At 40.9% G+C, this 24,694-nt stretch carries 25 protein-coding genes and 3 pseudogenes; 6 read left to right on the top strand and 22 right to left on the bottom strand.

Annotation, left to right across the window (positions count from 1 at the left end):
- Positions 1-412: 412 nt before the first annotated feature.
- Positions 413-901: a response regulator gene (locus FNW02_RS28275; protein WP_348535457.1), complete on the bottom strand. Its 489-nt coding sequence runs from the start codon at positions 899-901 to the stop codon at positions 413-415.
- A gap of 407 nt (positions 902-1,308) precedes the next feature.
- Here FNW02_RS28275 and FNW02_RS28270 point away from each other — a divergent pair, with 407 nt between their 5' ends.
- A complete protein-coding gene (locus tag FNW02_RS28270) occupies positions 1,309-1,509 on the top strand; it encodes a ribbon-helix-helix protein, CopG family (protein WP_191760784.1) in 201 nt (66 codons plus the stop codon).
- Positions 1,510-1,698: 189 nt separating this feature from the next.
- Here the strand turns inward: FNW02_RS28270 and FNW02_RS28265 are convergent, their stop codons facing one another.
- The 5 genes from FNW02_RS28265 to FNW02_RS28245 all read right to left on the bottom strand — a co-directional run bounded on the left by FNW02_RS28265 (position 1,699) and on the right by FNW02_RS28245 (position 6,084).
- Positions 1,699-1,866 (bottom strand): hypothetical protein, encoded by a 168-nt coding sequence (locus FNW02_RS28265; protein WP_191760793.1) that lies wholly within the window; start codon positions 1,864-1,866, stop codon positions 1,699-1,701.
- A 1,053-nt stretch (positions 1,867-2,919) separates the two neighbouring features.
- Positions 2,920-3,801 (bottom strand): BRO-N domain-containing protein, encoded by an 882-nt coding sequence (locus FNW02_RS28260; RefSeq protein ID WP_191760783.1) that lies wholly within the window; start codon positions 3,799-3,801, stop codon positions 2,920-2,922.
- On the bottom strand, positions 3,785-4,195 hold the full coding sequence (locus FNW02_RS28255) for a hypothetical protein (protein WP_191760782.1): 411 nt from the start codon (positions 4,193-4,195) through the stop codon (positions 3,785-3,787). The genes FNW02_RS28260 and FNW02_RS28255 overlap by 17 nt, the downstream gene beginning before the upstream one ends.
- Positions 4,196-4,249: 54 nt before the next feature.
- Positions 4,250-4,534 carry a hypothetical protein gene (locus FNW02_RS28250; protein WP_225225950.1) on the bottom strand — a complete coding sequence of 95 codons (285 nt, stop codon included), beginning with the start codon at positions 4,532-4,534 and terminating at the stop codon, positions 4,250-4,252.
- A gap of 50 nt (positions 4,535-4,584) precedes the next feature.
- Positions 4,585-6,084 (bottom strand): FAD-binding protein, encoded by a 1,500-nt coding sequence (locus tag FNW02_RS28245; protein ID WP_191760781.1) that lies wholly within the window; start codon positions 6,082-6,084, stop codon positions 4,585-4,587.
- A 241-nt stretch (positions 6,085-6,325) separates the two neighbouring features.
- Between FNW02_RS28245 and FNW02_RS28240 the strand changes: the two are divergent.
- Positions 6,326-6,658: pseudogene (locus tag FNW02_RS28240) on the top strand (hypothetical protein); the annotation flags it as partial.
- 91 nt (positions 6,659-6,749) lie between these two features.
- On the opposite strand, the gene FNW02_RS28235 reads toward FNW02_RS28240, so the two are convergent.
- Complete coding sequence (locus tag FNW02_RS28235) at positions 6,750-7,376, bottom strand: GNAT family N-acetyltransferase (protein WP_191760780.1); 627 nt, start codon at positions 7,374-7,376, stop codon at positions 6,750-6,752.
- A gap of 22 nt (positions 7,377-7,398) precedes the next feature.
- Positions 7,399-7,779 (bottom strand): DUF6463 family protein, encoded by a 381-nt coding sequence (locus FNW02_RS28230; RefSeq protein ID WP_191760779.1) that lies wholly within the window; start codon positions 7,777-7,779, stop codon positions 7,399-7,401.
- A 172-nt stretch (positions 7,780-7,951) separates the two neighbouring features.
- Here FNW02_RS28230 and FNW02_RS28225 point away from each other — a divergent pair, with 172 nt between their 5' ends.
- Positions 7,952-8,485 (top strand): TetR/AcrR family transcriptional regulator, encoded by a 534-nt coding sequence (locus FNW02_RS28225; RefSeq protein ID WP_263627826.1) that lies wholly within the window; start codon positions 7,952-7,954, stop codon positions 8,483-8,485.
- Here FNW02_RS28225 and FNW02_RS28220 read toward each other — a convergent pair.
- The 4 genes and pseudogenes from FNW02_RS28220 to FNW02_RS28210 form a co-directional block, all read right to left on the bottom strand.
- On the bottom strand, positions 8,462-8,836 hold the full coding sequence (locus FNW02_RS28220; RefSeq protein WP_191760778.1) for a hypothetical protein: 375 nt from the start codon (positions 8,834-8,836) through the stop codon (positions 8,462-8,464). The genes FNW02_RS28225 and FNW02_RS28220 overlap by 24 nt on opposite strands.
- A 96-nt stretch (positions 8,837-8,932) precedes the next feature.
- Complete coding sequence (locus FNW02_RS28215) at positions 8,933-9,433, bottom strand: transposase (protein WP_191760777.1); 501 nt, start codon at positions 9,431-9,433, stop codon at positions 8,933-8,935.
- Between the two features lie 420 nt (positions 9,434-9,853).
- Positions 9,854-10,000, bottom strand: a pseudogene (locus FNW02_RS38970) (alkanesulfonate monooxygenase); the annotation flags it as partial.
- Between the two features lie 153 nt (positions 10,001-10,153).
- Positions 10,154-10,741 (bottom strand): annotated as a pseudogene (locus tag FNW02_RS28210) (LLM class flavin-dependent oxidoreductase); the annotation flags it as partial.
- 227 nt (positions 10,742-10,968) lie between these two features.
- On the opposite strand from FNW02_RS28210, the gene FNW02_RS39975 reads away from it, so the two are divergent.
- Entirely contained in the window at positions 10,969-11,124 is a 156-nt protein-coding gene (locus FNW02_RS39975; RefSeq protein WP_348535456.1) for a hypothetical protein, read from the top strand.
- A gap of 58 nt (positions 11,125-11,182) precedes the next feature.
- Here the strand turns inward: FNW02_RS39975 and FNW02_RS28200 are convergent, their stop codons facing one another.
- The 6 genes from FNW02_RS28200 to FNW02_RS28180 all read right to left on the bottom strand — a co-directional run bounded on the left by FNW02_RS28200 (position 11,183) and on the right by FNW02_RS28180 (position 16,879).
- Complete coding sequence (locus tag FNW02_RS28200; RefSeq protein ID WP_191760776.1) at positions 11,183-11,428, bottom strand: hypothetical protein; 246 nt, start codon at positions 11,426-11,428, stop codon at positions 11,183-11,185.
- Between the two features lie 256 nt (positions 11,429-11,684).
- The gene (locus FNW02_RS28195; protein ID WP_191760775.1) at positions 11,685-12,548 is read right to left on the bottom strand and encodes a TauD/TfdA dioxygenase family protein; all 864 of its coding nucleotides are present in this window, start codon (positions 12,546-12,548) and stop codon (positions 11,685-11,687) included.
- A gap of 61 nt (positions 12,549-12,609) precedes the next feature.
- Positions 12,610-13,710, bottom strand: coding sequence for an aliphatic sulfonate ABC transporter substrate-binding protein (locus FNW02_RS28190; protein ID WP_191760774.1), 1,101 nt, complete (start codon positions 13,708-13,710; stop codon positions 12,610-12,612).
- 46 nt (positions 13,711-13,756) lie between these two features.
- On the bottom strand, positions 13,757-15,502 hold the full coding sequence (locus FNW02_RS28185) for a vanadium-dependent haloperoxidase (RefSeq protein WP_191760773.1): 1,746 nt from the start codon (positions 15,500-15,502) through the stop codon (positions 13,757-13,759).
- Between the two features lie 189 nt (positions 15,503-15,691).
- Entirely contained in the window at positions 15,692-16,009 is a 318-nt protein-coding gene (locus FNW02_RS38965; RefSeq protein ID WP_348535460.1) for an acyl-CoA dehydrogenase family protein, read from the bottom strand.
- 12 nt (positions 16,010-16,021) lie between these two features.
- Positions 16,022-16,879 (bottom strand): acyl-CoA dehydrogenase family protein, encoded by an 858-nt coding sequence (locus tag FNW02_RS28180; RefSeq protein ID WP_225225949.1) that lies wholly within the window; start codon positions 16,877-16,879, stop codon positions 16,022-16,024.
- A gap of 1,285 nt (positions 16,880-18,164) precedes the next feature.
- Here FNW02_RS28180 and FNW02_RS28175 point away from each other — a divergent pair.
- Complete coding sequence (locus tag FNW02_RS28175; RefSeq protein ID WP_191760788.1) at positions 18,165-18,578, top strand: four-helix bundle copper-binding protein; 414 nt, start codon at positions 18,165-18,167, stop codon at positions 18,576-18,578.
- Positions 18,579-18,736: 158 nt separating this feature from the next.
- Here FNW02_RS28175 and FNW02_RS28170 read toward each other — a convergent pair whose 3' ends face one another.
- The 3 genes from FNW02_RS28170 to FNW02_RS28160 form a co-directional block, all read right to left on the bottom strand.
- Positions 18,737-19,402 (bottom strand): glutathione S-transferase family protein, encoded by a 666-nt coding sequence (locus FNW02_RS28170; protein ID WP_191760772.1) that lies wholly within the window; start codon positions 19,400-19,402, stop codon positions 18,737-18,739.
- 174 nt (positions 19,403-19,576) lie between these two features.
- Positions 19,577-20,701: an aryl-sulfate sulfotransferase gene (locus tag FNW02_RS28165; RefSeq protein ID WP_191760771.1), complete on the bottom strand. Its 1,125-nt coding sequence runs from the start codon at positions 20,699-20,701 to the stop codon at positions 19,577-19,579.
- Positions 20,702-20,837: 136 nt separating this feature from the next.
- Positions 20,838-21,875, bottom strand: a complete 1,038-nt coding sequence (locus FNW02_RS28160) for an NADP(H)-dependent aldo-keto reductase (RefSeq protein WP_191760770.1) — start codon at positions 21,873-21,875, stop codon at positions 20,838-20,840.
- 297 nt (positions 21,876-22,172) lie between these two features.
- Here FNW02_RS28160 and FNW02_RS28155 point away from each other — a divergent pair, with 297 nt between their 5' ends.
- Positions 22,173-23,213 (top strand): isopenicillin N synthase family dioxygenase, encoded by a 1,041-nt coding sequence (locus tag FNW02_RS28155; RefSeq protein ID WP_191760769.1) that lies wholly within the window; start codon positions 22,173-22,175, stop codon positions 23,211-23,213.
- A gap of 254 nt (positions 23,214-23,467) precedes the next feature.
- On the opposite strand, the gene FNW02_RS28145 is transcribed toward FNW02_RS28155, so the two are convergent.
- A complete protein-coding gene (locus tag FNW02_RS28145) occupies positions 23,468-24,691 on the bottom strand; it encodes a glutathione S-transferase family protein (protein ID WP_191760767.1) in 1,224 nt (407 codons plus the stop codon).
- Positions 24,692-24,694 lie beyond the last annotated feature (3 nt).

Genomic DNA, 24,694 nt, shown 5'->3' with positions numbered 1-24,694 from the left:
AACAATTAGAACTAGTAATTGGTTTTCTTGAATAGGGGCTGTCATATAATGCTTGCTGATTCAGAGTAAAATTCTTGACTCTAGGACAGAGCAACACACTAGGGCACTAACAGCGACAAATAACTTGTGATCTGACAAACAATAATTAGCCATAAATCACTAATTGGATTTATGCCCAAAATTCTTGGTAATTAGCCCCTTTTAACAATACAGTTACTAGATTAATTAGGCAATATTTCCAGTAATTTTACGGTAAAATAAATTTTGCACAGAGTATAATAGCAGCAGAGTCAACACATTTAATTGAGAGCCAAAAAATCAAATACAAGCGCCCTATCAAATATACTTTGGCTCAATCAAAGGATTTAAATGCTTTCATCGACGACGGAGCATTCTATTCTAATTTCGTGCATTATATGCAAAACTCTGGCTCAAACCTCAAGTAGTCGTCCACCAATGTATACTTCCTACTTTTTAACAGTTTTGCTACTTCTAGGATTAACTCTGTAGCGCTTGAAGGTTTTTGAATATAGGCTTGAAACCCAGACGCGAGAGCTTTTTTATCTGCCTTCTCTTCAGTATTTCCAGTAAAAGCAATTGCAGGAATTTTTCTAGTTTGTGGATGCTGAAGTGAACGAATCTTTTGTATTAACCAATACCCATCCTTAAAGGGCATAGTAATGTCTGAAATTAAAAGATCCACACTAAATTGTTTAATTATTTCTAATCCGGTCATTGCACTGGATGAGGTGAATACTTGAATTCCATAGCTTTCAAGAAGCCGAGCCATTACCAGAAGCATGTCCTGGTGATCATCTACAACAAGAATTGTTATTCCTTGGAAAATATCTATGTTTATTCTATCGTCTGAAGAATATACAGATACTAGATCTAGCGTCACAGCGTTTTTGCCCCGTTATTAGCTTGATGGATAACTGAGGAAGTTCTACTAGCGGCTAGCCTTTACCTAACTGCCTAGTATGTTATCAACTTGATTAAAACAGATTAGGGAATCAGGTTTTTCTAACCTGAGTCTTATTTCCTAAATGGCATTTTAGTAGTATGAGATACTGAGAGTCTTGCTACTCGAACGTCGTCAACTCAAGCAACAATGCAGAGATGACAGTATAAAGTCAGGTATACAATATTAGTACAGAAGTGAAGAAAGAATGCGTAACTAAAATGGCTTTGACGCTTCTGCATGACAATTTCAATCTATTTACCAGAAAATATCTAAAAATCAGATTAGGAAAGGCTTAAAAACAAAGGTATGATTTTTCTCTACATAGATGATATAAGTAGTAAATAATGAATAAAAAGTGGGCTGTCAAACGACTCACGGTAAATCTCACCTCAAGTGAAGCACAAAAACTTGAAGAGTACTGTGCAATGACCGGAAGGCCATCAACCGACGTGATTAGAGAGTTGCTGCGTTCTCTTCCAGTAAACGAGAAGGAAGCAGATGACATTACCGAATCCTCTCAACTTGCGGGATTAAGTAGTAGCTGAAAATCGGTAAATTGACTTCAATTTAGCCATTAATAGCATTACATTTCGGAATTGTTTTGATAGAATTAAGTAAGGTCAGATGCATTTTGGTAAAACTTCTTGCCAAAATGCGCTATCAATATGCTTGAACACTAAAATCATGGAGATAACGCTAAAAATCCGGCTGTTCAAGCAAGGTCTGCAAACATATTATTGATGATAATCCGGGCAGTTATCGCCATCCCATCCTCGCGCGTGAATCCCGCAAACCAGCGTATTACTACCATAGTATTGCCCATGATAGTTGGAGCAACCAATGCAAGCTACTGGTGTTGATTCAGTCTCATCTAAATCATCCTCATCCTCATCGAATTCCACAATTAACGCACAATTACAATTTGGGCAGTGGTCTATTTGTCTTGAATTGTCGTCAACTAAACAAGTCTCAAGTCGCAGATGGCTGCTGTATTCGCCAGTATTGCTAATATTAATCCTCAATGTCGAAAAGTAAGGATAGCTGCATTGGCAGACATTTAGTTCACATTCAACATCATTAGTGCAACAAGGCTGGAAGTATTTTTCAGCAATTTTCCAATCCTGCTGAAGAGAAAGGCTCTGAGGGTTGCCCTCAAAATCTACTGTCTACAGCTTGGAGTCGTGGAAGATTCTTAAGGCGAAAAATGTATAGTCATGAGCCAGATTTTTAATGCTTTCGTAGCTCTTAGCCGATTCGTAATCAAAACTTCGTTTGCTAACTCTCAAGCTTTGGATCACGCGGGTAGGTTTGACTGACCAAGTACTCTCTCTCATCAAAGGGATTGAATTCTGTGGCAATATTTGCATTTAAGAAAAGGAAATCTTTCAATGTATCCATTGTTTCTCCTGATTGGAATTTGAGTTGTAGTTCTTTAGTAGATATAATTCTAGGAATTATGTCTAATTATCTAAGCCGAAAAGCTTGCTTTCTCAGGTAAAATCATTAAAAATAAGTACATTGTACGACTTAGATAGAAGTTCTGAGTCGTAGATCCAGCAGAATACTCTACCAAACACAGTCTGCTATTGCGGACTTTTTTATGTAGTTATATTTCCAGATATAATTTCAGCAATTATGTCTAATAGATTGCTGAAAAAGCTTGTATTTAAGAAATAAGTTTACAAAACTAAATATATCATGTAAATGCATTTTGTATTTACATGATTATCACTGACTAAGATGATACGGTTTTAGCTACGGGTAGTCCGCGTTTGCGGACTTTCTTTAATTAATTAAAGGCATAGGTTAAACTCAATCAAACATTTAACCTCTAAAACAGTAAGCTCACTTCAAATTACCACGCCCAGGTCAATCACTTCTAAAACATCGGGCAACCAGCGAACATGCTCTACGGTTTTATCGTGAGTGCGGGCCTTATCGAAAACTACAGTGCCCTATTGCTTGCCTTCATTCGTCAAATGCCAAATATTTTTCCGTTTCTGTTTGCCGCTAGTATCAGTCTTGATTAAAACTTCCTTGCGTTGTAAACCAGCAGCCTCCAGAACGCGATTGACCACTTCTGGCCTTACAGGTTTGGTTAGTCCTTTGCGATCAGCGTAAATTTTCCCTAGTTCGGTTGGGGGCAAGTGTCGGTCGGGAGTCGCTGAGATTTCCTGAATTGCTCCTACCAGTTCCTTTGCCATCGGAGCTATTTCGGGACATAATGCTTGTACACCTCGAAGGATAGTGATTTTCTGTAGTTCCGTACTCAGCCTTGTCCCAGCGAGTACCTTTTGTCCAAAGTTAACTAGTTCATCAAGGGTGGGTTTGGTGTTCTGCTGTTGGTCAGAGTTAGACATTTCGTACTTGCCAGTGCGGCGCAGGCACGGAAGAACTTCGTGAAAAACCCATCTTTGGAAACGTTTGGCAACTGGTTTACGGGATTTAAAAATCAGTCGATAAAGCCTAGCTTCAGTCGCAGTAAGCATTTCCTGTCCTTTAGGATTGTGATCACCAGGGGTATAGACACTAGCGATACCCCTTTCGTCTTCATCGAAAGAAGTTAACGCATCACTGACGTTTTTGATTTCAAGAATTGCACACACATCCGTACCTACAAGTTCTGTATCAAATACTGGTTGAAATATTGTAACGGCTCTTGCTTGTTCATTTAATGTGTAAAAGCTCTCACCTTGACTATCAGAATAAGCAATCTCCACAAGCTTGTAGAAGTTCTCAAGCTGTTGTCCAAAAAAGGCCGCAGCACCACCATGAACTGTCAAAACCAAAGGAACTTTATGGAGAAAACTACCGCTCGTGTCAACCAAGTAAATCATGTGCAAAGTTCATAATATCTCCCTTGCGTCCAATCCCGGCTTCAGCACCTTTGTCATTCACCTCAATCATTCTTGGGCTACTAGCAAGTACATGAATCTTGGGACATTCAAAAGCCAAGCCCAACTCAGAATTACCATTGCGGTAAGTATGAATGAATGGAGTACCACAAGCAACATCGTACTTTTCAGGTAAAGCAAATTTCTTGCCCTTGGGTGTGGCTTGTAGCTGAGTTATCAAACTTTCAACTTCTGCTCGTTTCATCCAACCTGATAGTTTAATATTGTCGGACTTGATGAATAAGATATTTTTCCCATTCAACAATTGACAGATTAGCAATTTAGAGAAATTACCACGGAATTCCGGAGATTTGAATGTATCAAGTGTAACTGTCATATTTGTCACCATTAATTACCTAAATTTCAAAAACTTTTAGCGAAGCTATTCTTTTCACTGATGCTCGACAACTGATACCAAGAAACTGCATCCAGTATTCTTGACTTGCACCAGTTGTCTATCCAACAAATATTGGATACTTGTTTGCGGAAAATTAATCCTGTGCAAAGGAGCAGAACCACCACGTACCCGAAGCGAATCCAGTAGATTAATTGCTGTTATCTCAGGGCAGTTATTGATTTTTTTAGGCATTGTTGAAAGTCTCGTAATTACTGTTAAGATGTGTCGGCGATCGCCACAATAAAACAAGCGCTCTGCTGTTAACAAAGCGCTTGACAAGCTTATAATTAGCTGAATATTATACTCACCATTTTTGTAAACTTACTCAACTAATCTTGGTGGAATTGCCCGTTGATCCGCTTAAGCAATTCTGCTTCAAAAATCTTTTGACCTGGAGTTAGCACATTATCTGGATCGTAACGTCGTTTTGCACTGACTAAATATCGCCAAAACGGGCGAAAATGCTGCTTCCAGTCTTGAGAAGAGAAAGGAATAGCATTGACCGGATACTGATAACCACCCAAATCACGATTTTTTTCAAAAAGCTTACGATTATCATTTAACATTTTTGTAACCGTAGAACTATTTGGTGGGTCTGCTGTTCGCAATAAAGCAAACAGAAACACAATTTCTCCTTTGGGAACTCTAAATAATGGTAGTTGGAAGCATTTGGTTTTAACTGGATACAGCAAAATTGGCCCTTGACCTGTATCAGCTAATGTTAGAGTGGCAGCAACTTCACCGACTAAAGTTTCAACTGCACTATTGGGTACAAACAAATTCAACCAAGGATGAGGATAAGACCAGACACCGATAGATTTGAGGAAAGCAACTGTAGGAGCTAAACGATTGAGAAAATTAAAGTAAGTTTTATCTTCGATTTTTTCTGTATCCTGGGTATAATTTAAACCTGCAAGTAACAAACTGTTATTAGGTATACTAGGAGGGCTGTAGAAGCTAGCTGCTTCCAGAAGATAACGCCATCCACCGGTATCCTTAGCAATCAATTGTCCTTCTACATAGTCAAAACGCTCATCGTTTATAACTAAGCGTTGGTCATGAGTAAAAGCAGCTAAATCATCATAATAAAGCTGAAACACACGGGTATTAGTAGCAGCGGAAATTAGTTTAATAGTTGCCTTAACGATAATTCCACATTGACCTAGCCCTGCTAATACTGCTGTAAATAAATGGCGATTTTGCCACTGCGAACAAGTTTCGATTTGACCAATACCAGTAATTACTTCAAGTTCTAAAACATTATCAACTTGTACACCGTAACGATGAGTTGCACCGCCAATACCCCCTACTGAAAGAGTACCACCAATAGAAAGCTCAAGATAATCGGTAAGAACAGGTGGTGTTAACCCTTGCTGGAGTGTCTGTTGCAGCAATTGACTCCACACAACCCCTGCATCCACAACAACTCGGTCTGTACCAACAAAATGGATCTTGTTAAGCGTACTCATCTCAATGACGATACCAGATTCTACTTGTGGCTGACCGTAAGCAGAATGACCTTGACCGCGTGCTGCAACTTTTATTTGATGCCTACGAGCAAATTGAATAATTTGAACAATATCGTTAGTTGATCCTGGTTTGAGTACTGCTATTGGTTGACGATGAACGATATTACCAAAGTCAACACTAGCAGCATTAAGGGTTGCATTATCTGTGTAAAGCACTCCATCTAATGGAGGTAAACTATCAAAGATAGATGTAGCACTAGCAGATGTTACCCAAGAACGCTCACAGACATCAAACCCGATCACGATTGCACTGGCAACCAAACCTTTTAAAATTAGGCGGCGTGAAGTATTGTGGTTCATGATTTTTTGCCTGAGTCATGAATTGTTAAAATATACAATCATTAACTCCTAACTAAAGTTAAGTACTGTTATGGCAACTAGCTAGCCGAGTAAAAAATTTAACAACTTATTGTTAGAGTTGGTAAATTGTTATCTTCTTGGTAATTGAGCGACAATTTACCACTCTTAACTACCCCTGCGGAATCCTCCAGCCCCACTAACGCATCTCCTGGCTTGGCGTACCTGATTTTATCTACCTCATTCGCAGGAATGGAGCAATACTCTCACCAAACAGTCCGCGAAGGCACTCAACAAGGGAGTCAAGCAAGCGCTAGATAAAACAATTGACCTGCGATCGCTCGCAACCGAACTACCGAAGGAGAATGCCACTGAATGCTTACGCTTGATGGGTCTGGCTTTAGGGAATCTTGCCAGTGTGATGAACAACACCCAAGCCTTGGAAGCTGCTGCAATAATTCTGGGGAGTGAGGCGACACCACAGGCGATAACTTCGTTAAGCTCCGCTAACGCATATCGCGCCGAGCAACTACAACTGCTGCCCCAGGCAGTTAGCGATATTTGGCGGGTGCTGTCAGGGGAAACTGTGTACACGCCAGATGGGGAGGCTGTGGCAGTTGCGGAGATGCGGTTTCAACAATATCTGTTTTGTTGTTAAAGCCCCTGGGTCATGGATTCCGCTTAAGTGTCCAAAAGGGGGATACCTCAGGTGCAGGCTTTTGGTTTCGCAGGATTTCAAATCCGTTTTTCTGGTAGAACCGTACTGCTTGCTCCGTAAAAGTCACCACATAGCAGGCTAAACCTTCATCACTCGCCCGTTGCAAAATTGGCTGTATCAATCGGCTGCCCATACCTTGACCTTGGAATACCGGATTCACAACCAAAACGCCCAAATACCAATGAGGTTGGTCGCCCATATCCTGGTGATGGATTTGTTCAGTTGCAGATAAGAAATTCAGCCATCGCCCCAAGCGGTTCCACCCAACATTTAATGGTAAAGTATACAACTGAAGTTGTAACACCATTTGCAATAGCTGGAGCGGATTGCTTGGGAAGTCCCCGGGTGGTAGCCATGCAGCAATCCCCTGCAAATCTGATGTCGTATAGGTATGGTTATACTGTGTGCAATAGGCGATCGCCCTACTGGTTAGCCAAGTTAAAGCCTGCAACCGCAGTTTGGGATCGTCGGGTGTCAGATAACAAAATACCGGATCGTCTTCAAATGCTTTTGCTGCAATTTCACTAGCATTCGCAATCTGTGCTTTTCGGAGTTGTATTACATCCAAACTATTCATGATTCAATCATTTCCAACATTCTTAGCACTGAGACTTTGCTGATTTCGATGAATAAAGCATCATCACATTCGGAATTAATACCAACCAAAATCCAGAGATTGGGATGAAGAAAATCCCTGTGATCGCGGACGCAAGTAGGATTCCACTAACTGAAATCGGCAATGTGAGTTTCTGCCGGTCTGCCCACAAACATAACTGTCCTAAAATCAGGAAAAATGGAGTCAGCATCATGAACCAAAATGCATCTTCTCGATCGAAAATGGGCGCAAATGGGTCGGGAGCCACTACATTAAACCAACCCGCTTGAGCGATCTCCTGCCACTGCGGGAAATATGTAGCTAGTGCAACTACCATATGAATGATTGCGATCGCAATCCAGCATAGTCCAGCAATTCTTAACACGACACACCTATCTCAAAACGAAAGTAAAGTCCGTTGGGCGATGATTCTTCCATACGTCACCGTATGTAGCTACTTTAGGATAAAATCTTTGATGATGTCAATACGGCAGCGTATGGTTAAGCAAAAAACGCTCGAACCCAAGCTCGGCAGGCAAGATTGGATCGAGACGGGATTGGCTGTCTTGGCAGAAAGTGGAGTGGAAGCCGTCCGGGTGGAACCGTTAGCGAAACGGATGAACGTGACTAAAGGAAGTTTCTATTGGCACTTTAAGGATCGCAGTGATTTGTTAGATGCCATTTTGGCTAAATGGATAGAAATCGATACCAACGGTATTATTGAACGGGTGAATCAAATTGATGCCGATCCGAAGACGAAGCTATTACGATTATTTGAGCTCGCGATCGCAGATGACGGTCTTATCCCCGGTTTAGCTGATGGCAGCCTTGAGAATGCGATTCGCGCTTGGGCAACAAACGATCCGAAAGTGGCTAAACTCATTGCCCAAGTCGATCAGCAACGGCTCAATTACACCAAAGAGTTATTTCTCGAAATTGGGTTTCCTGAAGTCGAAGCACTGGCTCGTGCCCGTTTAGCTTACTATTCATTGGTAGGTGAGTTTACGATCGGGGTGCAAACCAATCAAACCGATCGTTTAGCTGAAATCCGACTGCAACACGCTATCTTAACTTTCAACATCAATGAATAAATCGCAAAGGACATCAAATCGCTGGCTTTTGCTTTTACGTCCATGTCTCATCTCTTCATCTTCGATTGAGATACGTCGTTCCTTGGCAACACCAGAGAGTAGTTTTATCTCGCTATGAGCATCGACTTCCACATCTTGAGCTTCAATCAGCCTAGCCGTTTCCAAAGCTGAACGAACTTGAGGGTGTTCAATATTTTCAGGCTGTGCTTGTACAAAAGTCTCAAATCGTTCTAAAGCTTCCAGTACAATCCCTAAAACCAAACTTTTCTGGTTTGGGTCATCCCAGTTAAGGTCTAAAGCGGCTTTCAAGCTGGAACTTGCCACTATATCTACGGCCAATATCTTGGGCAAGTTCCGACAGCCCCCTTCCCTGCTGACGGGAACGCCAATCGCTTTTTTAAGCGCGTGACCCAGTAAATTATATGTATCTTCGACCTTTGATGCTCCTCATAGTGGGCTGGAATCAAGTGCTGCCCGTAACTGTTTTGAGCCAAAACCTTTCGTTTGCTGGGCTAATTCTACTGTTCTCTCAATCAGCCTACGGTCAAGACCTTGGATAATCAGGGCTGTGCGGAATCTGGCAAGTGTCGCTTGAGAAAAAGGAGCATTTTGACAATCTATGCAATCAAGCACTAACTGCCAACGTCTATCCATAATCAACGCTTCAATCGCTTCTGCATCTGAGGCTCCCGTATAGGCTTGCAAGATGGTTGCTAACGCCAACTGTGCTGGTGGTACTGGTGGATGCCCTTTAGCAGAATCGGCATAAAGCTTGTTCAGTTCTTCTTGAAATTTCTCATCAAACAACTGATGACGACATTGCCGTAAGAACGTAAACAACTTTGCTCGTTTAATCCGATTAACGATACTTTGCTCTGACGCTGATAGTTCTATCGGTGGATGCCAATTTCCTGGTCGCATACGTACATTCTCAGCTTGCGGAAGCATATTTATTACCTGAATCTACCTCAATTCAGGTGACACCTCTCCTTGAGAGTTTGTTAAATATCGCTCAAAACTTGCTTGTCGCTATAAACATTGGCTGGACAGCGTTTACTCTATTTTCTTCTCCATTATTTACCAACTTTGGATCTGTTGGTGTGTCCTTTTTTCTTTCGTGCAACAAAGCTCTTTTTTGCTAGAAATTTTAGTTTTTATTAGAAAATAAAGCTTCAAACCTTGATTAATTTAAAGTTTCAGAATCTAGCTTCGATATTTGTTTTCCAACAGTAACACAAGAGGGTTAAAAGCAGAGGGACGCATAGGGAAGCGTAGCGAAAAGTTCCTCGTTCGCATAAGCGTTCCGAAGGAAAGCCGGGTTTCCCGGTGTAGGAAACTTTTCAAGACCAGAGGTACGCGGAGTGTTTTTTAATCTACGGTGGCGTGCTGTTTGGGGAATTCTTGGTTGGCTATAACTTCGCCAAAGGGACTTAATAGTTGCGGTTCTAGTGTTGGCTGATTGTCTAGGGGGAAGCGAGGAAAAAGTAATTCTGCTACCCGATATGCTTCTTCTAGTAGTCTGCCAAGACAACTTTGCGTTGTGGTCAGTAAGGGAGGCAGAGGATGCAGGGGAGGAAAGAGAGTTACCGTTCATTAATTCTTCTCCCCCTGCTCCCCCTGCTCCCCCTGCTCGACCTACACAGCAATTTTGGGTTGGTGAACTACTAGGTGAGGATAACCAGAGAAGATGAAGGTATCAATACCTAATTCTTGATATTCCAGCATTCTTTGAGCAACGGTATCGGTATCGGCATCGCCTACTAAGGCTGTGCCAGCACCACCACGCACTAAACCAATTCCTGCCCATAAATTCGGGCTAATTTCTAAGGATTTTCGAGAGCCGTTGTGTAATTCTTTCATCCGGCGTTGTCCTTCAGAATCCATGCGTGCGTAAGCTTGTTGGGTTTTGGCGATCGCCGAATCATCTACGTAGCGAATCAAATCATTTGCTGCATCCCAGGCTTGGCTTTCAGTCTCCCGCACAATCACATGGAGACGAATCCCAAAACGTAATGTTCTCCCTTGGGCTGCTGCTAATCGGCGTACAGAGGCAATCTTTTGGGCAACTTGTTCTGGTGGTTCGCCCCAAGTTAAATATATGTCTACGTGTTTGGCTGCAATTTCTTGAGCAATGGCTGAAGAACCTCCAAACCACAGAGGCGGATGAGGTTTCTGAACTGTGGGAAATAACAGCTTACCATTTTGGATATTCAGATGATCTCCCTGAAAATCAGCAGTTTCTCCGCTTGCTATCTGTTCTCATCCAAGAAAATAGCAAAGCTTTGCAGCAAGCTTTACCATATCTGCAAACTGCACAACAGCATTGTATTAAGATTACCGCCAGAGAACAGTTATATGTGCAAGCAATTTCAGCTTGAGCAAATCAAGAGATTGAGGTAGCGATCGCCACTTATGAAGAGATTGCTAATCAATTTCCCCGTGATTTAATATCTGTGCAGCAGGGACAATATCACTATTTTTACATGGGTGACAAAGAGAAATTACTGGAAATCGCCCAAAAAGTTTTACTTATAAATCCTGAAAATCATTATTTATACGGCATGATGGCATTTGGTTTAGAACAATGTTGTCAACTCCAAGCAGCAGCAGAAAAGATGGGACGCCAAGCGATCGCCTGATAGAATCGGAACCAATTGGGAGCTAGATAAGATATGATTTGCAATCTTTTATATATAGTCATTCTTGTTCTACAACAGTTTCATGCTGAAAAAATTGAGTCAGCTTTTTCCCAGATAAATAATGTATATATAAAAATACGAGGCTAGCAAAGGTCAACAACATAATACCGAAAACTGTCGTATACGCTTTAGTGTGCCACCATAGCTGCTTTAACAAATCTGTACCAAGTTGTAATATCTTCAACAAAAAATAATTATTTACTTTTTTAGCGTCTTGGATGTTGATGTGTTGAGCTAATGCCATTTTGATTTCTGCCTTCAATTTAACAAAAGAACGGTAACTCGATAGGCTTAATGTAAATTATATTATATATTATCTAAGTTCGTCAAAAAATATGAATAGTTAGCGTTAATAATTTTGAAGGTATAATTCAAATATTATCAATTAATAAAATTTCAATCATTACAAAGTAAAAACCCCGTTTTCTTGAATAAACCGGGGTTTTTTTAGCCCAAATTATCTTTTCAAATAAATAGAATTTTTGAAATAGGATTTTTCCTCAAAATGGACGGCTACCAGCTAAACTTATCCGTTTCATCACTCGGCGTTGATTGGGGTCAAATGCTTGACGATAATGCAAAATTGCTTGATTATCCCAATAGACAATATCGCCTACAGACCATTTGTGTTGATAATAAAACTGAGGTTGAGGTAAATGCGATCGCAACTGTTCAATTAATTCAGATCCTTCTTGCGGATCTAAACCAACAATTTCCACTTCTGTAGCGTAATCCAAATATAAAATCTTTTTCCCACTTTCTGGATGTGTTCGTACTAGTGGGTGAGGAAATACAGGACTAATTAAGGGAATACTCTTGTCTAGACGGTATTTAGAACGAGGTGTATTTGGTTTATTTAAAAACGGATTGTATGTAATCAACTGCAAATCTGCTATTCGACGCTTTATAGACTCATCAAGAGATTCATAAGCTAAATTCAGATTTAACCAGTAAGTATCTCCACCTTCCGGGGGAACTTCCAAAGCATAGAGTAAAGAACCACTGGAAGGATATGGAGTCCACTTATGATCAGAATGAAAAGTTAGTTCACCAGTGCCAGTATAGCCACCATCAACATTAGAAACGGGAATTATTACGGGTGTGACTCCTGGCTGAGAAGCAAGAACTGGGATGTTGTCTGGTGGGACAAATAGAGAACCAAAATGAAAAGCAAAATTTAAGAATTCCTCATCAGTCAGGTTTTGGTTTTTGAAGATAAGGATGTGGTGTTCAAGTAATGCTTGTTTCAGTTGTAAGATGACTTCCGGTTTAATCGGCTGACTAGCATCAAGTCCAGTGACTACAGAGCCTAGAGGTGCATGAAGGTCAGTAATTTGAAAGTTATTTAAAGTGAGTGTAGACATAATTGATTGTTAAAAATTTCCACAAATTCCAAAGACTAACTAGTAGTTCACGCCCCAAATATTATTTTTTTGCAAGCACTTCTTGAGGAGTAATTTCGGCATATTGTTCAGGAGTCAAGAAGCCATCTTTCACATTTACCTTCTTAGGTATGAGTCCTAGGCTATACCATTTGTCAGCAACTTCTTGTTGTTTATTAATAATTGCTGCGGTAATTGGGATCAGGGTAAAATCATACTTTTTGTGCATAATCTCTAATGTAGGTGGATCAAGTTGAGTTGTTGCAGAGAGTAATTGGGAAATTTCTTTAGGGTTATTTTTTGCCCAATTTTGGGCTTTTTGTACTTCTTCTAAAAAGATTTTGATTAGCTCTCGATTTTCTTTATAGAATTTGCGGTTTGTGGATATAAAGTTGTTAGTATCTCGCAAACCATTACCACCATCAGTTAAAACCCGTCCCGTGTTATTTTGGACATTTCTTGTAACAAATGGTTCCCAAATAAACCAAGCATCTACTTTCCCTTGACTAAATGCCACATTAGCATCTGGAGGCGCTAGTCCGACTGATTCTATATCACTAAGCTTTAAACCTTCTTTTTCTAAGGCTCTAAGGATAAGATAATGACCTATTGATGCTTTTTGAAAAGCTACTTTTTTCCCTTTTAAATCTTTGACACTTTGAATAGGAGAGTTTTTAGGAACTAACAGTGAAACTGCTTGACCATCAGAAGAATTAGCAGCTAGATATACAAGAGGTGCGCCAGCTGCTTGAGAGAAAACAGGAGGAGATTCGGCTGTAGAGGCAATATCAAGTGCGCCTGCATTTAAAGCTTCTAATTGTTGTGGCCCGGCAGCAAATTCTGGCCACTCTACCCTATATCCTAAAGGTTTTAATCGTTCTGCTAGAATACCTTTTTGTTCTAAGACGGCTAGAGCAGTAAGTTGTTTAGAGCGGACAATTCTAATTACTTTATCAGCAGTAGTATTACTACTAGCTATATTAGAAGCCGATGAAGTTTCTTGTTGCTGGGAATTATTGGCTGAATTGCTGCAACTAAATACAGTGGTAGATAAGACTAAACTGTAGCCAAAAGCAAATAAGGCGTGACGACGAGTGATGCGTCGGTTGTTCCAGAATGCAATTTGTTTTCTAAAATCTTTCATGAATTAATTCACCTCTAATTATCAAATAAGTCGTGAAATTAAAAATTTAAACTGTGACTTTCGTCCCATCAAATTTTGTGAATGTGAAGCCATTGAATTTTTCGTTGTAACCCAACCTTTCATCTTTCAGGATGCTGATGGCAATTCCTTCACCCAAAGCTATGCCAGCAGAACCATCTGTGCGCCAGTGAATACCACCATGACCACGACCAAGAGTATAATTAACTGCCAGTTTATTTAATTCTCCACCCACAGTTAAAGGCTCTCCTGTATAGAGAATCACCTTAGTGGGGTCATTAGGATCAGGGACTACAGGATTAGGGATAACAAAATCTTCGTCAAAGTATGCTTTTAACAATGTGGCACTGACACCAGCAATAGAGGCTGCACCACCAATATAAGATGAATGGATGGGTGCGCCTTCTGGGTATCCATGCGGTAAGAGATAAGAACCAAATTTACTGAAACTCCGAGCTAAAGCTTGGGAGTTTAATATGTCTCTATGAGTCGGATATTTAGTTTTATTGACAATGTTGTTATGGACTAGCCCACCATAAGCTTCTGGACGCAGAGTGCGGTGTACATAAAACTTCTGCCAGTATGAAGCTCTAATAGCGCGGGATTTACCCAGGTACAGTAATGCTTGTAAATGTCCGAGAGCAAATGACCCATTACCTCCCTGTTGAGTTTTTGATTTAACAAAGGGATTACCTGAATTAAAGGGTGCGCCAATTCCACTACTTAAAGGGTCTTTAGCGTTGCGACTACTACCCAAAATGAGAGCAGCGCCAGAAAATGCTGCTCCTGGTGCATGAGAAAATTCTGATAAGTCACGAATTGTCAATACGTAACGGCGTACTGGGTCATACTGAATAGCTTTAGGAGTACCGCCATTCTGCACATTCAGCCATTCTTCATAATCAGTGAGGAAATCATTACCAGGTAAAGCCGTCCGAATCACAGGCGGAATAAACTGAACGCCCCAAGGAATATTTAGCAATGCAAACTGGGAGATGTGAGGCCTTACTAATACCCCTGGCGGAGTTACGTGTTTTGCTGTCCTGCCAGATTTGTCATTTTGATCAACGTAGGTGACAGTACCACGAAACAGGGTTTGGGGGGTGACACGCCCATTTTGTTTTGGCCCTTTGAAAGTTGCAAGCTGATTAAGTTCTTCAACAGCTGCCAATACCAGAGGCTCGTCGGTGTTGTTCTGTAGTTTATGAAAAGGTACGTCCCGCAATAAAGCTTGCCAATACAGTTCAACAGCTTCTACAGCCCGTTCTGAACTAGCTAGAGTTGGTGGCGGCGGTACTGCTACCTGCTCTCCATGACATCCTTCTAAACTGGCCGCGAGAGGCCCCTGAGCATTAACCAATTTTCTGGTTCCACCCAAAATGACCTTTTCAAAGTCATCATGATCATGGGTTGTTACTGCTTTAGTCAAAGAGTCATAAGCTTTTAGGTCAACCTCACCCTGTTTGTTGTGTGGTAGTCCCCTAGTATCAGAGCCAATTTTATTAGGATACCGTCCCTCATCGCCATTAGTAGGATTGGATGCAATAGGAATTTGACGATTAGCCTCGGCTGCGGCAACACGTATGCGATAAGCCTTTTCCGTAAACTTGTTCTTAGCAGAAGATATCTGCTCTTGTGCCTGACCTTTTTGAGCAGAAAACTTTAAACCTATTGCCCCTGCTACAACACCACTTGCAGTAATGATACTAGTGTGTAACAAAAAAGACCGTCTACTATCTGCACTCACAATAACTTTGGATTTTCTCTGATTCATAACTGTACATCTCTGCGCTTCTGCGCCTACTCTTTGCTATGCAACGCGAACTAGGACGCCTAACGGCGAATGCATGAGATTTATACTCATCCCACGGCTTGAAGATGTGGGATTTCGAGTTATTGGTCATTAGCCATTGGTCATTGGCAATGACTAATGACCGATTAGAGGTTTACTATGGCGGAACCTTTAGGAATATTGTGTGACTAAGGGTAATTCTTCATTCAGTACCCAGTTGCCAATATCGCGCAATTTATAATCTACAGGGTCATGAAGCGTGAAAGTACGTAAATCTCGCCAGTAACGATCAAAGCCGTATTTAGTCCCTGTAGAACGAGTTCCCATAACTTCAAAAATACCTGTAGTGAGATTCAAACCAACACGAGTAGCAAAACCTTTGGCTGCAAAAACAGAAATTGCTACCTCTCCCCTCTCTTCAATTGTTAGGTTAACTTCTTTGTCCCATGCTTGTTGCACTTGGGTAGCAGCTTTGTCAGCTAAACTAATTGCTGCTTGCAGTTATGTCCACAAGTTTCCGTAGTGATGCAAAATATAGGGGTCTTGAGTAGCACTATGGACACCAGACGTAATCCAAGGTTTTGTTTGAGTAATAGTGTATTGTTTAGCTGCCTCTAATGCGCCTGCGGCAATTCCCAAATAAACATAGGTTTTCGTCAGTTGGGCGATGATTCCCAAAAATGTACTAAAAGCACCATCAGGAGGATAAGGATATCCCAAAATTTCATCTTTTTTTACCAAAACATCGTAAAAGGTGAATGTATCGCTATCTGTGCGCCGTTGCCCAATATTATCCCAGTCTTGGTTGGAAGCGACACCAGCCCTATCTTTGGGAATTATGAATACTAATGGTAGTTCTACATTATTTTGAATGGCAGCGAAAACACGGAAATCTGCAATGGCGACACCTGTACCAAAACTTTTGATACCATGAACACGAAAATTTTCACCCTCTGCGGTAATTTTCAGCCTTGTATCTCTAGTGTTGATGGCATTAGCCCAAAATAAATTTTTCTTTGCAGTCTCCCGATAATATTTTTCCTTTTGCTCTGATGTTCCCGAAACATGAGCCAAGGCAGTTAAATTAAGATGGTTGCCATACAACTGTCCAATTGAACCATCTGCTTTCGAGAGTTCTTGGACTATTTTTAAAGCTTCTGCCCAAGTCGCACCAGTACCACCATACTCTTTTGGTACAACCAAAGGTAGTAAACCAGTTTCTCGCAACCGTTGGATTTCTATATCTGGCAGCCCTGCCTTGTTATCTCTTTCCACCGCGGTGGCTGCCAATTCCGTAGATAAAGAAGTAGCAACATTAATCCAATGTTTAGATTCTTCTTTGACTAATAGTTGCACCATTATCTATGTTTTCTCCTTGTGGTGAGTATGGATGGATGAGGAAATGGGAATTGGACAATGGTGAAAGCAGAATTCAGTTGCGACACGATGAGGTATAGTTCGCCCAATTCCCAAGATTCAATCCTTGGCATTGCTGATTGAAATTATGAGCTAGTCTCGCGCAGAGAGTAAGAGTTTAAACTAGTGATTTTTCAGTCAACTGGACAACAACATTTTTGAATTAACATTGCTTCTCCTTAAGTTCTGTTGAGTCTGCTTAATATTAAAGCCTTACCTGGCAAGCACTTTTACAAAATAACTACCTTGGTAGTAGCAAGATCAGTTTAAATTAACTACTGTAAGTCGGTAGGGATTTAGTACTTTCCTTATAATATAGCAGTGTTGCATGGTTAACTGTAAAAGGCAAGTACATTTTGTAAAAAATTCGGCGTTGCTGAGTGAAAATATGAATTTGGTTCACGCAGCGGAAAGTCTGAGCGCCGGCTTCCGGCGAACAGAACTTTCCAAGACAGAGGCGCAGCGAAAAGTATGTAGCAAGATCCCGTAGGGTGCGATGGCTTGTCTACGACACGCTGCGCGGTAAGCGAAGCTATGCCCGAAGGGCTTTACGCCAACGCTGCCCGTTCGCGTAGCGTTTCCTTTAGGAGAAGGGCTGTAGGGCGAACATAACTTTTCAAAACAGAGTCGCAGAGAGTAAGAGTTGAGAAGAGTTAATTTTTCAGTTTCGTATTCAATTCAGCAACACTCTTAATTCAATTAGGTTCAGTCAGAATGCCCTTCGGATTCCTAAAGCCACCACGATATGATGAACTATGGTTTAACAAAGTCATGAAAATTTGATATTGCTCAAATATAAGAAAATGTACTCATAGCATTTTTTCAGCTAATGAGTTTTTTCAATGGTGGATATAGCTATAATCTCTACTAGATAAAGCTTTTGACGGTTTCTAATCTAGAATAATAAAAGTGGTATTATCTCTCAACTGTTTTTCGATTTAGTAGGCGGACAAATCAAACAAACCAGCAGTCAATTCTGGATATTAAGGGATAGCTGACTTCAATTGAGTAATCGCTATAACTAATAGAAGAGTCTTAGTCCTTAGTAGATAAGGATTTTAGCCAATTAGCTTCTAATTAAAGATGAAAAGCCGCTTAATTTACATCAAGTATATAGGTATAGTGGCCTTCAAATTGCTAGCACTCCAGAATCTATTGATTTCTCAAAAAGAAAGTTTTATCTTGCTAATTAAATCAGCCACACCACTAACGGCGACAACAGGAGACTATTTCTATGATGAGAACCGAATCTGTACTGACTGAAATGGAAGCTTGCAAACAAATCTGTATTGAATGCCAAACTACTTGCATTGATACCCTCAAATACTGCAATAGTCAGGGTGGTAGATATATAGATATGGCTATGATGTCCATGTTGCGGGACTGTGCGGAAATGTGCATGATGTGCGTCAACATGATTAATGACGGTTCTGAGTTTATGGGAAACACCTGTAGTTTGTCCGCCCAAATTTGCGATCGCACCGCCATAGCTTGTGAACAAATGAGCAGCGATGCCACAATGATGCTTTGTGCCGCTATTTGCCGCAAGTGCGCTCAACATTGCAACGCAATGGAACTCAATTCTGCTTCCTATTTCCGCAGATCAAGCTTGGTGACAGAAGATTCACTACTATCTAGCTGATTTCTCCCAGGATTAAGTTGCCTAATTTATAACAGACTTGTCATTATACCTAATTCATACTTTCCCCAGTATCTTTAGTTTTTCGCCGCTCAAAATCTTTTTTTGAGCGACGAAAACTTAAGGAAAGATAAAATTATTTTGACTACCAAAAAGCAGTGCTAGGCAGCAACAGGAGTAGCAAATCTAGCATATTGCTCTATGTAGAACTCCTTACTATTAGCGATCGCCACCACAGAATCACGTTGTTTTAAAGCCTTTTTCCATCGACGTAGAAGAGTAAATTCCTCTGGTATCCCAAAGCCTCGATAGTGCTTCAGTGCAGGCAAACGCTCAAACCAAGGATAAAAGGTGAAATCAACCAGACTAATAGATTCACCAAACCAGTAGGGGCCGTCATTTGATAATTTCCCAAAAGCTTCTTTTTCGATAAATTCTAGATGTTTGTATAGTTCCTGTTTGGCTGCTTCTTGCTGTTGAATATCGGGACTACGCAACAAAGCAGAAAAAGCCGGAACAAATCGAGTATTAGCAAAATCAATCCAGATGCGAGCTTGGGCTTTAGCAATGGGACTACTGGGTAAAAGAGGTGGATTAGGAAATACCTCATTCAGATATTCGTTAATCACTGCCGATTCCCAAACTCGTTGATCACCATGTGTAATGGCAGGCACTTTTCCGTATGGAGAAATATCTGTAAATCCCTCTGGCTTGTTCTGCAAATTAATCTCAATCAAGTCAAAGTCGATGCCTTTTTCTTGAAGCACCAAGCGCGAACGGTGAGCATAAGGACAAACTACCGCACTGTATATCTTAATTTCAGCCATGTTGATATTCCTGTGTGAATAAGACTTGTTTGTTAACTTTGGAAATTGATTCAATCCCAAATCTAGCTTGAAAAGTTTGCTACGCAGGGTTTCCCTCCTTACAACGCCAGTTGCTTTAAGCCGGGGAACCTGTCCAACGCACTGGCTCAACTTTTCGCAAAATCTAAAATTTAACTAAAGCCAAGGCACTTCTTCAGGTGCATAACGAAAGGCGCGAAAGACTGAGTTTTGCTCTCCACGAGCCACTGCTGACTTCTCACCAGGAAGATTCCGAGCCGCAAAGTGGGGATTGATATATTCCCAAACAATCTCTTTTGTAAGAGTCACTTCAAATATGCGACCATAAGCACCTTCTGTAATTAAAGTGTTGCCGTTTGGTAGACGCTGTGCGCCTGATATATATGAACTGAAGAAATTTTGCGGTGGATTGTCGGCGTACTCCCAGACTATCTCTTTAGTTTGGCGGTTTACTTCAATTACACGAGAGAAATTGAGAGCAGTGTGACGACGATGTGCGCCATTGTCAAAAATTAGGATGTTGCCGTTAGCTAATTCGTTAGGAAAATGCTGCTGTGCTAATACGTCATCTCCAAGTGTCCAGATAATCTCTCCTGTTTGGCGATCAATAATTGCGACGGTAGATATGTTACGAAAGCTCACGATAATGTTGCCGTCAGCGAGTTCACCTACAGTATTGCCATGAGTCCATTCGTGTCTTTGATCTTGGGGAGTGATGGTAAAAATATCTGGGTCTAGGTGTTCGTGTGCGTGCCAAGTCCAGACAATTTCACCCGCAGGAGTAACTTCATAAAGTACATCAGCATAGATATCACCGTCTGCTTCCGTTCCCGGTACACCGCCTTTGATGCGGGGAATTAAAGACTGAGGTATCTTTTCAATAGCTAATAAAATCGTGTTGCCGTTGCGTAATCTGCGTCCGTCGTGATGATGATTTGGATGTTTATACTCCCAAATAATATTTCCCTTGGGATCTGCTTCTAAGACAACGCCACCTTTAAAGGCAGCCCACAAAGGAAAATGTGGCGGAATATCTAGCGTCTTACCATTATAAAAAAGGTTGCCATTGGGTAAAAGATAACCATATAAACCCGGTGAATATGGCAGATTCCATTGATGTACTACTTCTCCTTCTAGATTCAGAAGATATACTTCTCCATGACCTGTAAGTGGGGTAAAAAGTGTATATCCCTTGAATACCTTGTCAGGATTATAAGCTCTTAAACCAGTACCACGGCGACGAATAGTATTTTGGTCAACTAATGCTGTTGTGATCGTCATAATTTTAAAAGGATTAGGGACTCTTAAAAAGCAGAGGGGCAGGGGAAGAAAAATTACAATTGAACAATGACTAATGACCAATCACCAATGACTAATGACTAATGACTCTTGACTGATTACTCAGCACTCAGCACTCTTATGGTGCTGGATTCGGATATTGACTATGAACTGAATCCAATTCAGCCAAGATATCTTTATCAAGAACTACATTGATGCTTTCTATATTCTCTTTAAGTTGTTCTAGTGTAGTAGCACCAATAATCGTACTAGCAACAAACCAGCGACTCCGCACGAATGCGATCGCTAATTGTGCAGGACTTAATTGATAGCGTTTGGCTATTTCTACATAAGCTGCTACTGCTTTGCTAACATTTGGTTTTAAATATCGCTGACCAAAGTTTTCAAACAAAGTAACTCTTGCTTTTTCTGGTTTATCGTTAAGGTATTTACCAGTTAAAGAGCCAAATCCCAAAGGACTATAAGCTAGTAAAGGAATGTTTTCGTAATAAACTGCTTCTGCAAGTGCGCCATCAAAAACTCGATTGAGTAAATTGTAGGCATTTTGAATCGAGACGACTTTAGGTAATCTTAATTGTTTAGCTGCGTGACTAAATTGTGCAACACCCCAAGGGGTTTCATTACTTAAGCCGATGTAGCGAATCTTACCTGCATTGATAATATCACTAAAAACTTCCAATTGTTCACTGATGGGAACAGTTTCCCCTACCTGATAGGGGTCGAAAACTGTTTGTCCAAACCGTGGTACATAACGATCCGGCCAATGGATTTGATATAAATCAATATAGTCTGTCTGCAATCTTTTCAGACTATCATCTACAGCTTGTTTGATATTATCCCGATCAATGGCTTTAGCTCCACCACGTACCCATTTAAAGCCGCGACCTGGCCCTGCAATTTTAGTAGCAAGTATTAGTTGATCTCGCTGCTGATGTTTTAACCATTCTCCAATGTAAGTTTCGGTTAAGCCATAGGTTTCAGCACTGGTTGGTACTGGGTACATCTCAGCCGCATCAATGAAGTTAATTCCCTGTTTAATCGCATAATCTAGCTGCTGATGGGCTTCCTCAATAGTATTTTGCTGCCCATAAGTCATAGTGCCAAGGCAAATTTCGGAAACTTGTAGGTCACTATTACCTAATTGATTATTTCTCATATCGATGGATTATATTTGCTCTTAAATTGACAAGATTTTTACGCAATTGATATTAAGCAATAATTATTACTTGCTCAATAAATTATTTTTTCACATAAAGAATGAGAATGATTTAGACAATACTGCAATATTCCTACCAAGTTACCGGAGTTGCAAATAAAATTTACATTTATACTCAAAATACTTTGTCTAAATACTTGACTAAGGCTGGCGATCGCTATATTCAACATTATAGTTATCGATATAATTTTTGTGTAGCTTAGTTATTAGTTCACGCACAACTAGGAAAACCGGAATATGACAATATTACAAGTCGTAGACAAAGAGTTTTCACAAGTTCCCGTAATTGATATTAGTATGTTGGTTTCCCAAACTAGCCACTCTGCTGCCGCAACACCACAGGATTATTATCTAGTTGCAGACCAAATTAGACAAGCTCTCCATGATTACGGTTTCTTCTATATCGTTGGACATGAAGTTGATGAACAACTACAAAAGCAGTTAGAACATCTCAGTCAACAGTTTTTCGCGCAGGATATAGAAACCAAACTGAAGATTCGTATGGCTCTTAGTGGTAGAGCATGGCAAGGATATTTCCCCATTGGTAACGAGTTGACATCAGGTAAACCTGACTTAAAAGAAGGTATTTACTTAGGTGCAGAACTAGAAGAAGACCACCCACTTGTGAAAGCTAGTATACCAATGCACGGGTGCAATCTTTTTCCATCCAACATTCCCCATTTTAGGGAAACAGTGCTAGATTATATAGACTCAATGACCAAACTCGGACACACTGTAATGGCTGGTATTGCTCTGAGTTTGGGGTTAGAAAAGTCCTATTTTGCAGACCATTATACAAAAGATCCATTGATATTATTTCGGATTTTCAATTACCCTCCTAATTCATCATTATCTGAATCTAAATGGGGCGTTGGCGAACACACAGATTATGGAGTATTAACTATACTCAAACAAGATAGTGTCGGTGGATTACAAGTTAAATCAAAGTCTGGTTGGATAGATGCGCCTCCTATTCCTGGCTCTTTTGTATGCAAAATTGGGGATATGCTCGATCGCATGACACGAGGACTGTATCGCTCAACACCCCATCGTGTTCAGAACCTATCAACAAGTAATCGCCTGTCATTTCCCTTCTTCTTTGATCCCAACTTCAACGTTGAAATCAAACCCATTGAACTAAACAACGTAGTAGTGAATGATGATAAAAGCGATCGCTGGGATAAAACCAGTGTTCACGAATTTCGCGGGACTTATGGCGATTATCTTTTGAATAAAGTCTTCAAAGTATTTCCAGAACTACGTCAAAAAGTGCTATGAAAATCTTCTCCTTTTCTCTAACTCTGTGTCCTCTGTCTTGAAAAGTTCAGATCGCTATGCGGGTCTTACTGCCCAACCGTTCTTTCAGAACGGTTGCCTTGTGTCCTTTGGACACAAGGGAGAGGCGCAAGGCTTTGCGCCTCTCGGCAGTGATACAGACCATCGGAGGTTTCCTCCGCTCCGACTTTTCGCTGCGCCTCTGTAGTATCCTGCGGGAAGCCGCTATTGCGTCTACGTTCTTTCAACCCCCACAATCAATAAACAGAAGCCAACAATTTATCGATCGCAGCCCGAAACGCCGTTGCTGCACCAGCACTCATGTCACGGGGAGCGCAGATGCGATTTCTCAAATATGCGAAAGCGATCGCCCCCACAGCAGCGAAGACAGGATCAACACTGCTATTTTTACCACCAGTCCGACCACCCGGTAAAGTTGCACCATTACCATTAATTAAATAATCAGCTAGTTGTCGCAGGTGAAAATCAACAGCATCCTTAACTGTGGTCAAATCACCATCTGCGGCTATTGCTTGGACTCCAGAGTTTTTGATAATATCTGCGATCGCAACTTCTTGATTATCGCTCAATCTCTCAGCTGCTTCGGCGCGATATTGAATCTTCTCACTATCTGCCACATCCAGAGGTAAAGGATTTCCAATTGGTTCTACACCCCATCTGCGACGCAACAGTAAATTATTGGTGATATTATCCGACTTCACCCTGTGATAAGCAGGACGCTGATTAAGTGCGTCAAACCAAGCATTAATGCGAGGAAAGCGAGGATTTCCTTTGAGGTGATATCCCCTATACACAGGTAAATTAGCCGCCAATCTATCTAGATGAGGGCTATACATAATGTCTACTAAGCTAAACGTACTGACAAAGTAGGGACTGGGATATTTAGCCAAAGCTTGCTCAAGTTCATCTAAATTCGCCTCAAATGCTGCTTGTAAGTTAGCTAACTCATCAGCATCTACAGGGGCTTCTCTGAGGAATTTGTACGCAATCTCTCTAAAACCGCTAGTTTCAGCTTCTTCAACTAACTGTCTAGCAACAGCGTTTTCCTGTGGATTTTCCGGCAATAATGCTGGATGTGGAAATCTTTCTTCTAAAGCCAAGAGAATATCTTTAGATTCATATACCAAATTCCCCTCAATTTTGGCAGCCGGGACAAGGGTTGTAGGAACTAGGTCAGTGTACCATTTGGGTTTATTACTTAAATCAATAAACTCCGTTGCAAAAGGAATTTCCTTTTCTTCCAGAGCAAACCAAACTCGCTCACAAAAAGGACACCAAGAATTAGTATCTCGATAAAGCAAGACTGGCGGTTCTATATCTGGAGGAAGTTTCTGTAAACTGCTGGGGATAGGTGCAGTAGAGGGAGACTGTCCCGGCCTCTTTACCCGACGCGCCGAGGTATTTTTTCTAGCAGTCTCTAAAACTTCTTCCCAACTCGATACTGTGTTTTGAATAGACATTTA

The sequence above is a fragment of the Komarekiella delphini-convector SJRDD-AB1 genome, assembly GCF_014831675.1.
Lineage (GTDB): Bacteria > Cyanobacteriota > Cyanobacteriia > Cyanobacteriales > Nostocaceae > Komarekiella.
The sequence above is the reverse complement of the archived record's forward strand: the minus strand, read 5'-3'. Positions and strand labels throughout refer to the sequence as shown.

Coding starts and splice junctions, on each gene's coding strand:
- FNW02_RS28270 (WP_191760784.1), top strand. CDS start 1,309: ATGAATAAAAAGTGGGCTGTCAAACGACTCACGGTAAATCTCACCTCA.
- FNW02_RS28260 (WP_191760783.1), bottom strand. CDS start 3,801: ATGATTTACTTGGTTGACACGAGCGGTAGTTTTCTCCATAAAGTTCCT.
- FNW02_RS28255 (WP_191760782.1), bottom strand. CDS start 4,195: ATGACAGTTACACTTGATACATTCAAATCTCCGGAATTCCGTGGTAAT.
- FNW02_RS28245 (WP_191760781.1), bottom strand. CDS start 6,084: ATGAACCACAATACTTCACGCCGCCTAATTTTAAAAGGTTTGGTTGCC.
- FNW02_RS28235 (WP_191760780.1), bottom strand. CDS start 7,376: ATGAATAGTTTGGATGTAATACAACTCCGAAAAGCACAGATTGCGAAT.
- FNW02_RS28215 (WP_191760777.1), bottom strand. CDS start 9,433: ATGCTTCCGCAAGCTGAGAATGTACGTATGCGACCAGGAAATTGGCAT.
- FNW02_RS39975 (WP_348535456.1), top strand. CDS start 10,969: ATGGGTGACAAAGAGAAATTACTGGAAATCGCCCAAAAAGTTTTACTT.
- FNW02_RS28200 (WP_191760776.1), bottom strand. CDS start 11,428: ATGGCATTAGCTCAACACATCAACATCCAAGACGCTAAAAAAGTAAAT.
- FNW02_RS28195 (WP_191760775.1), bottom strand. CDS start 12,548: ATGTCTACACTCACTTTAAATAACTTTCAAATTACTGACCTTCATGCA.
- FNW02_RS28190 (WP_191760774.1), bottom strand. CDS start 13,710: ATGAAAGATTTTAGAAAACAAATTGCATTCTGGAACAACCGACGCATC.
- FNW02_RS28185 (WP_191760773.1), bottom strand. CDS start 15,502: ATGAATCAGAGAAAATCCAAAGTTATTGTGAGTGCAGATAGTAGACGG.
- FNW02_RS28180 (WP_225225949.1), bottom strand. CDS start 16,879: ATGGTGCAACTATTAGTCAAAGAAGAATCTAAACATTGGATTAATGTT.
- FNW02_RS28170 (WP_191760772.1), bottom strand. CDS start 19,402: ATGGCTGAAATTAAGATATACAGTGCGGTAGTTTGTCCTTATGCTCAC.
- FNW02_RS28165 (WP_191760771.1), bottom strand. CDS start 20,701: ATGACGATCACAACAGCATTAGTTGACCAAAATACTATTCGTCGCCGT.
- FNW02_RS28160 (WP_191760770.1), bottom strand. CDS start 21,875: ATGAGAAATAATCAATTAGGTAATAGTGACCTACAAGTTTCCGAAATT.
- FNW02_RS28155 (WP_191760769.1), top strand. CDS start 22,173: ATGACAATATTACAAGTCGTAGACAAAGAGTTTTCACAAGTTCCCGTA.
- FNW02_RS28145 (WP_191760767.1), bottom strand. CDS start 24,691: ATGTCTATTCAAAACACAGTATCGAGTTGGGAAGAAGTTTTAGAGACT.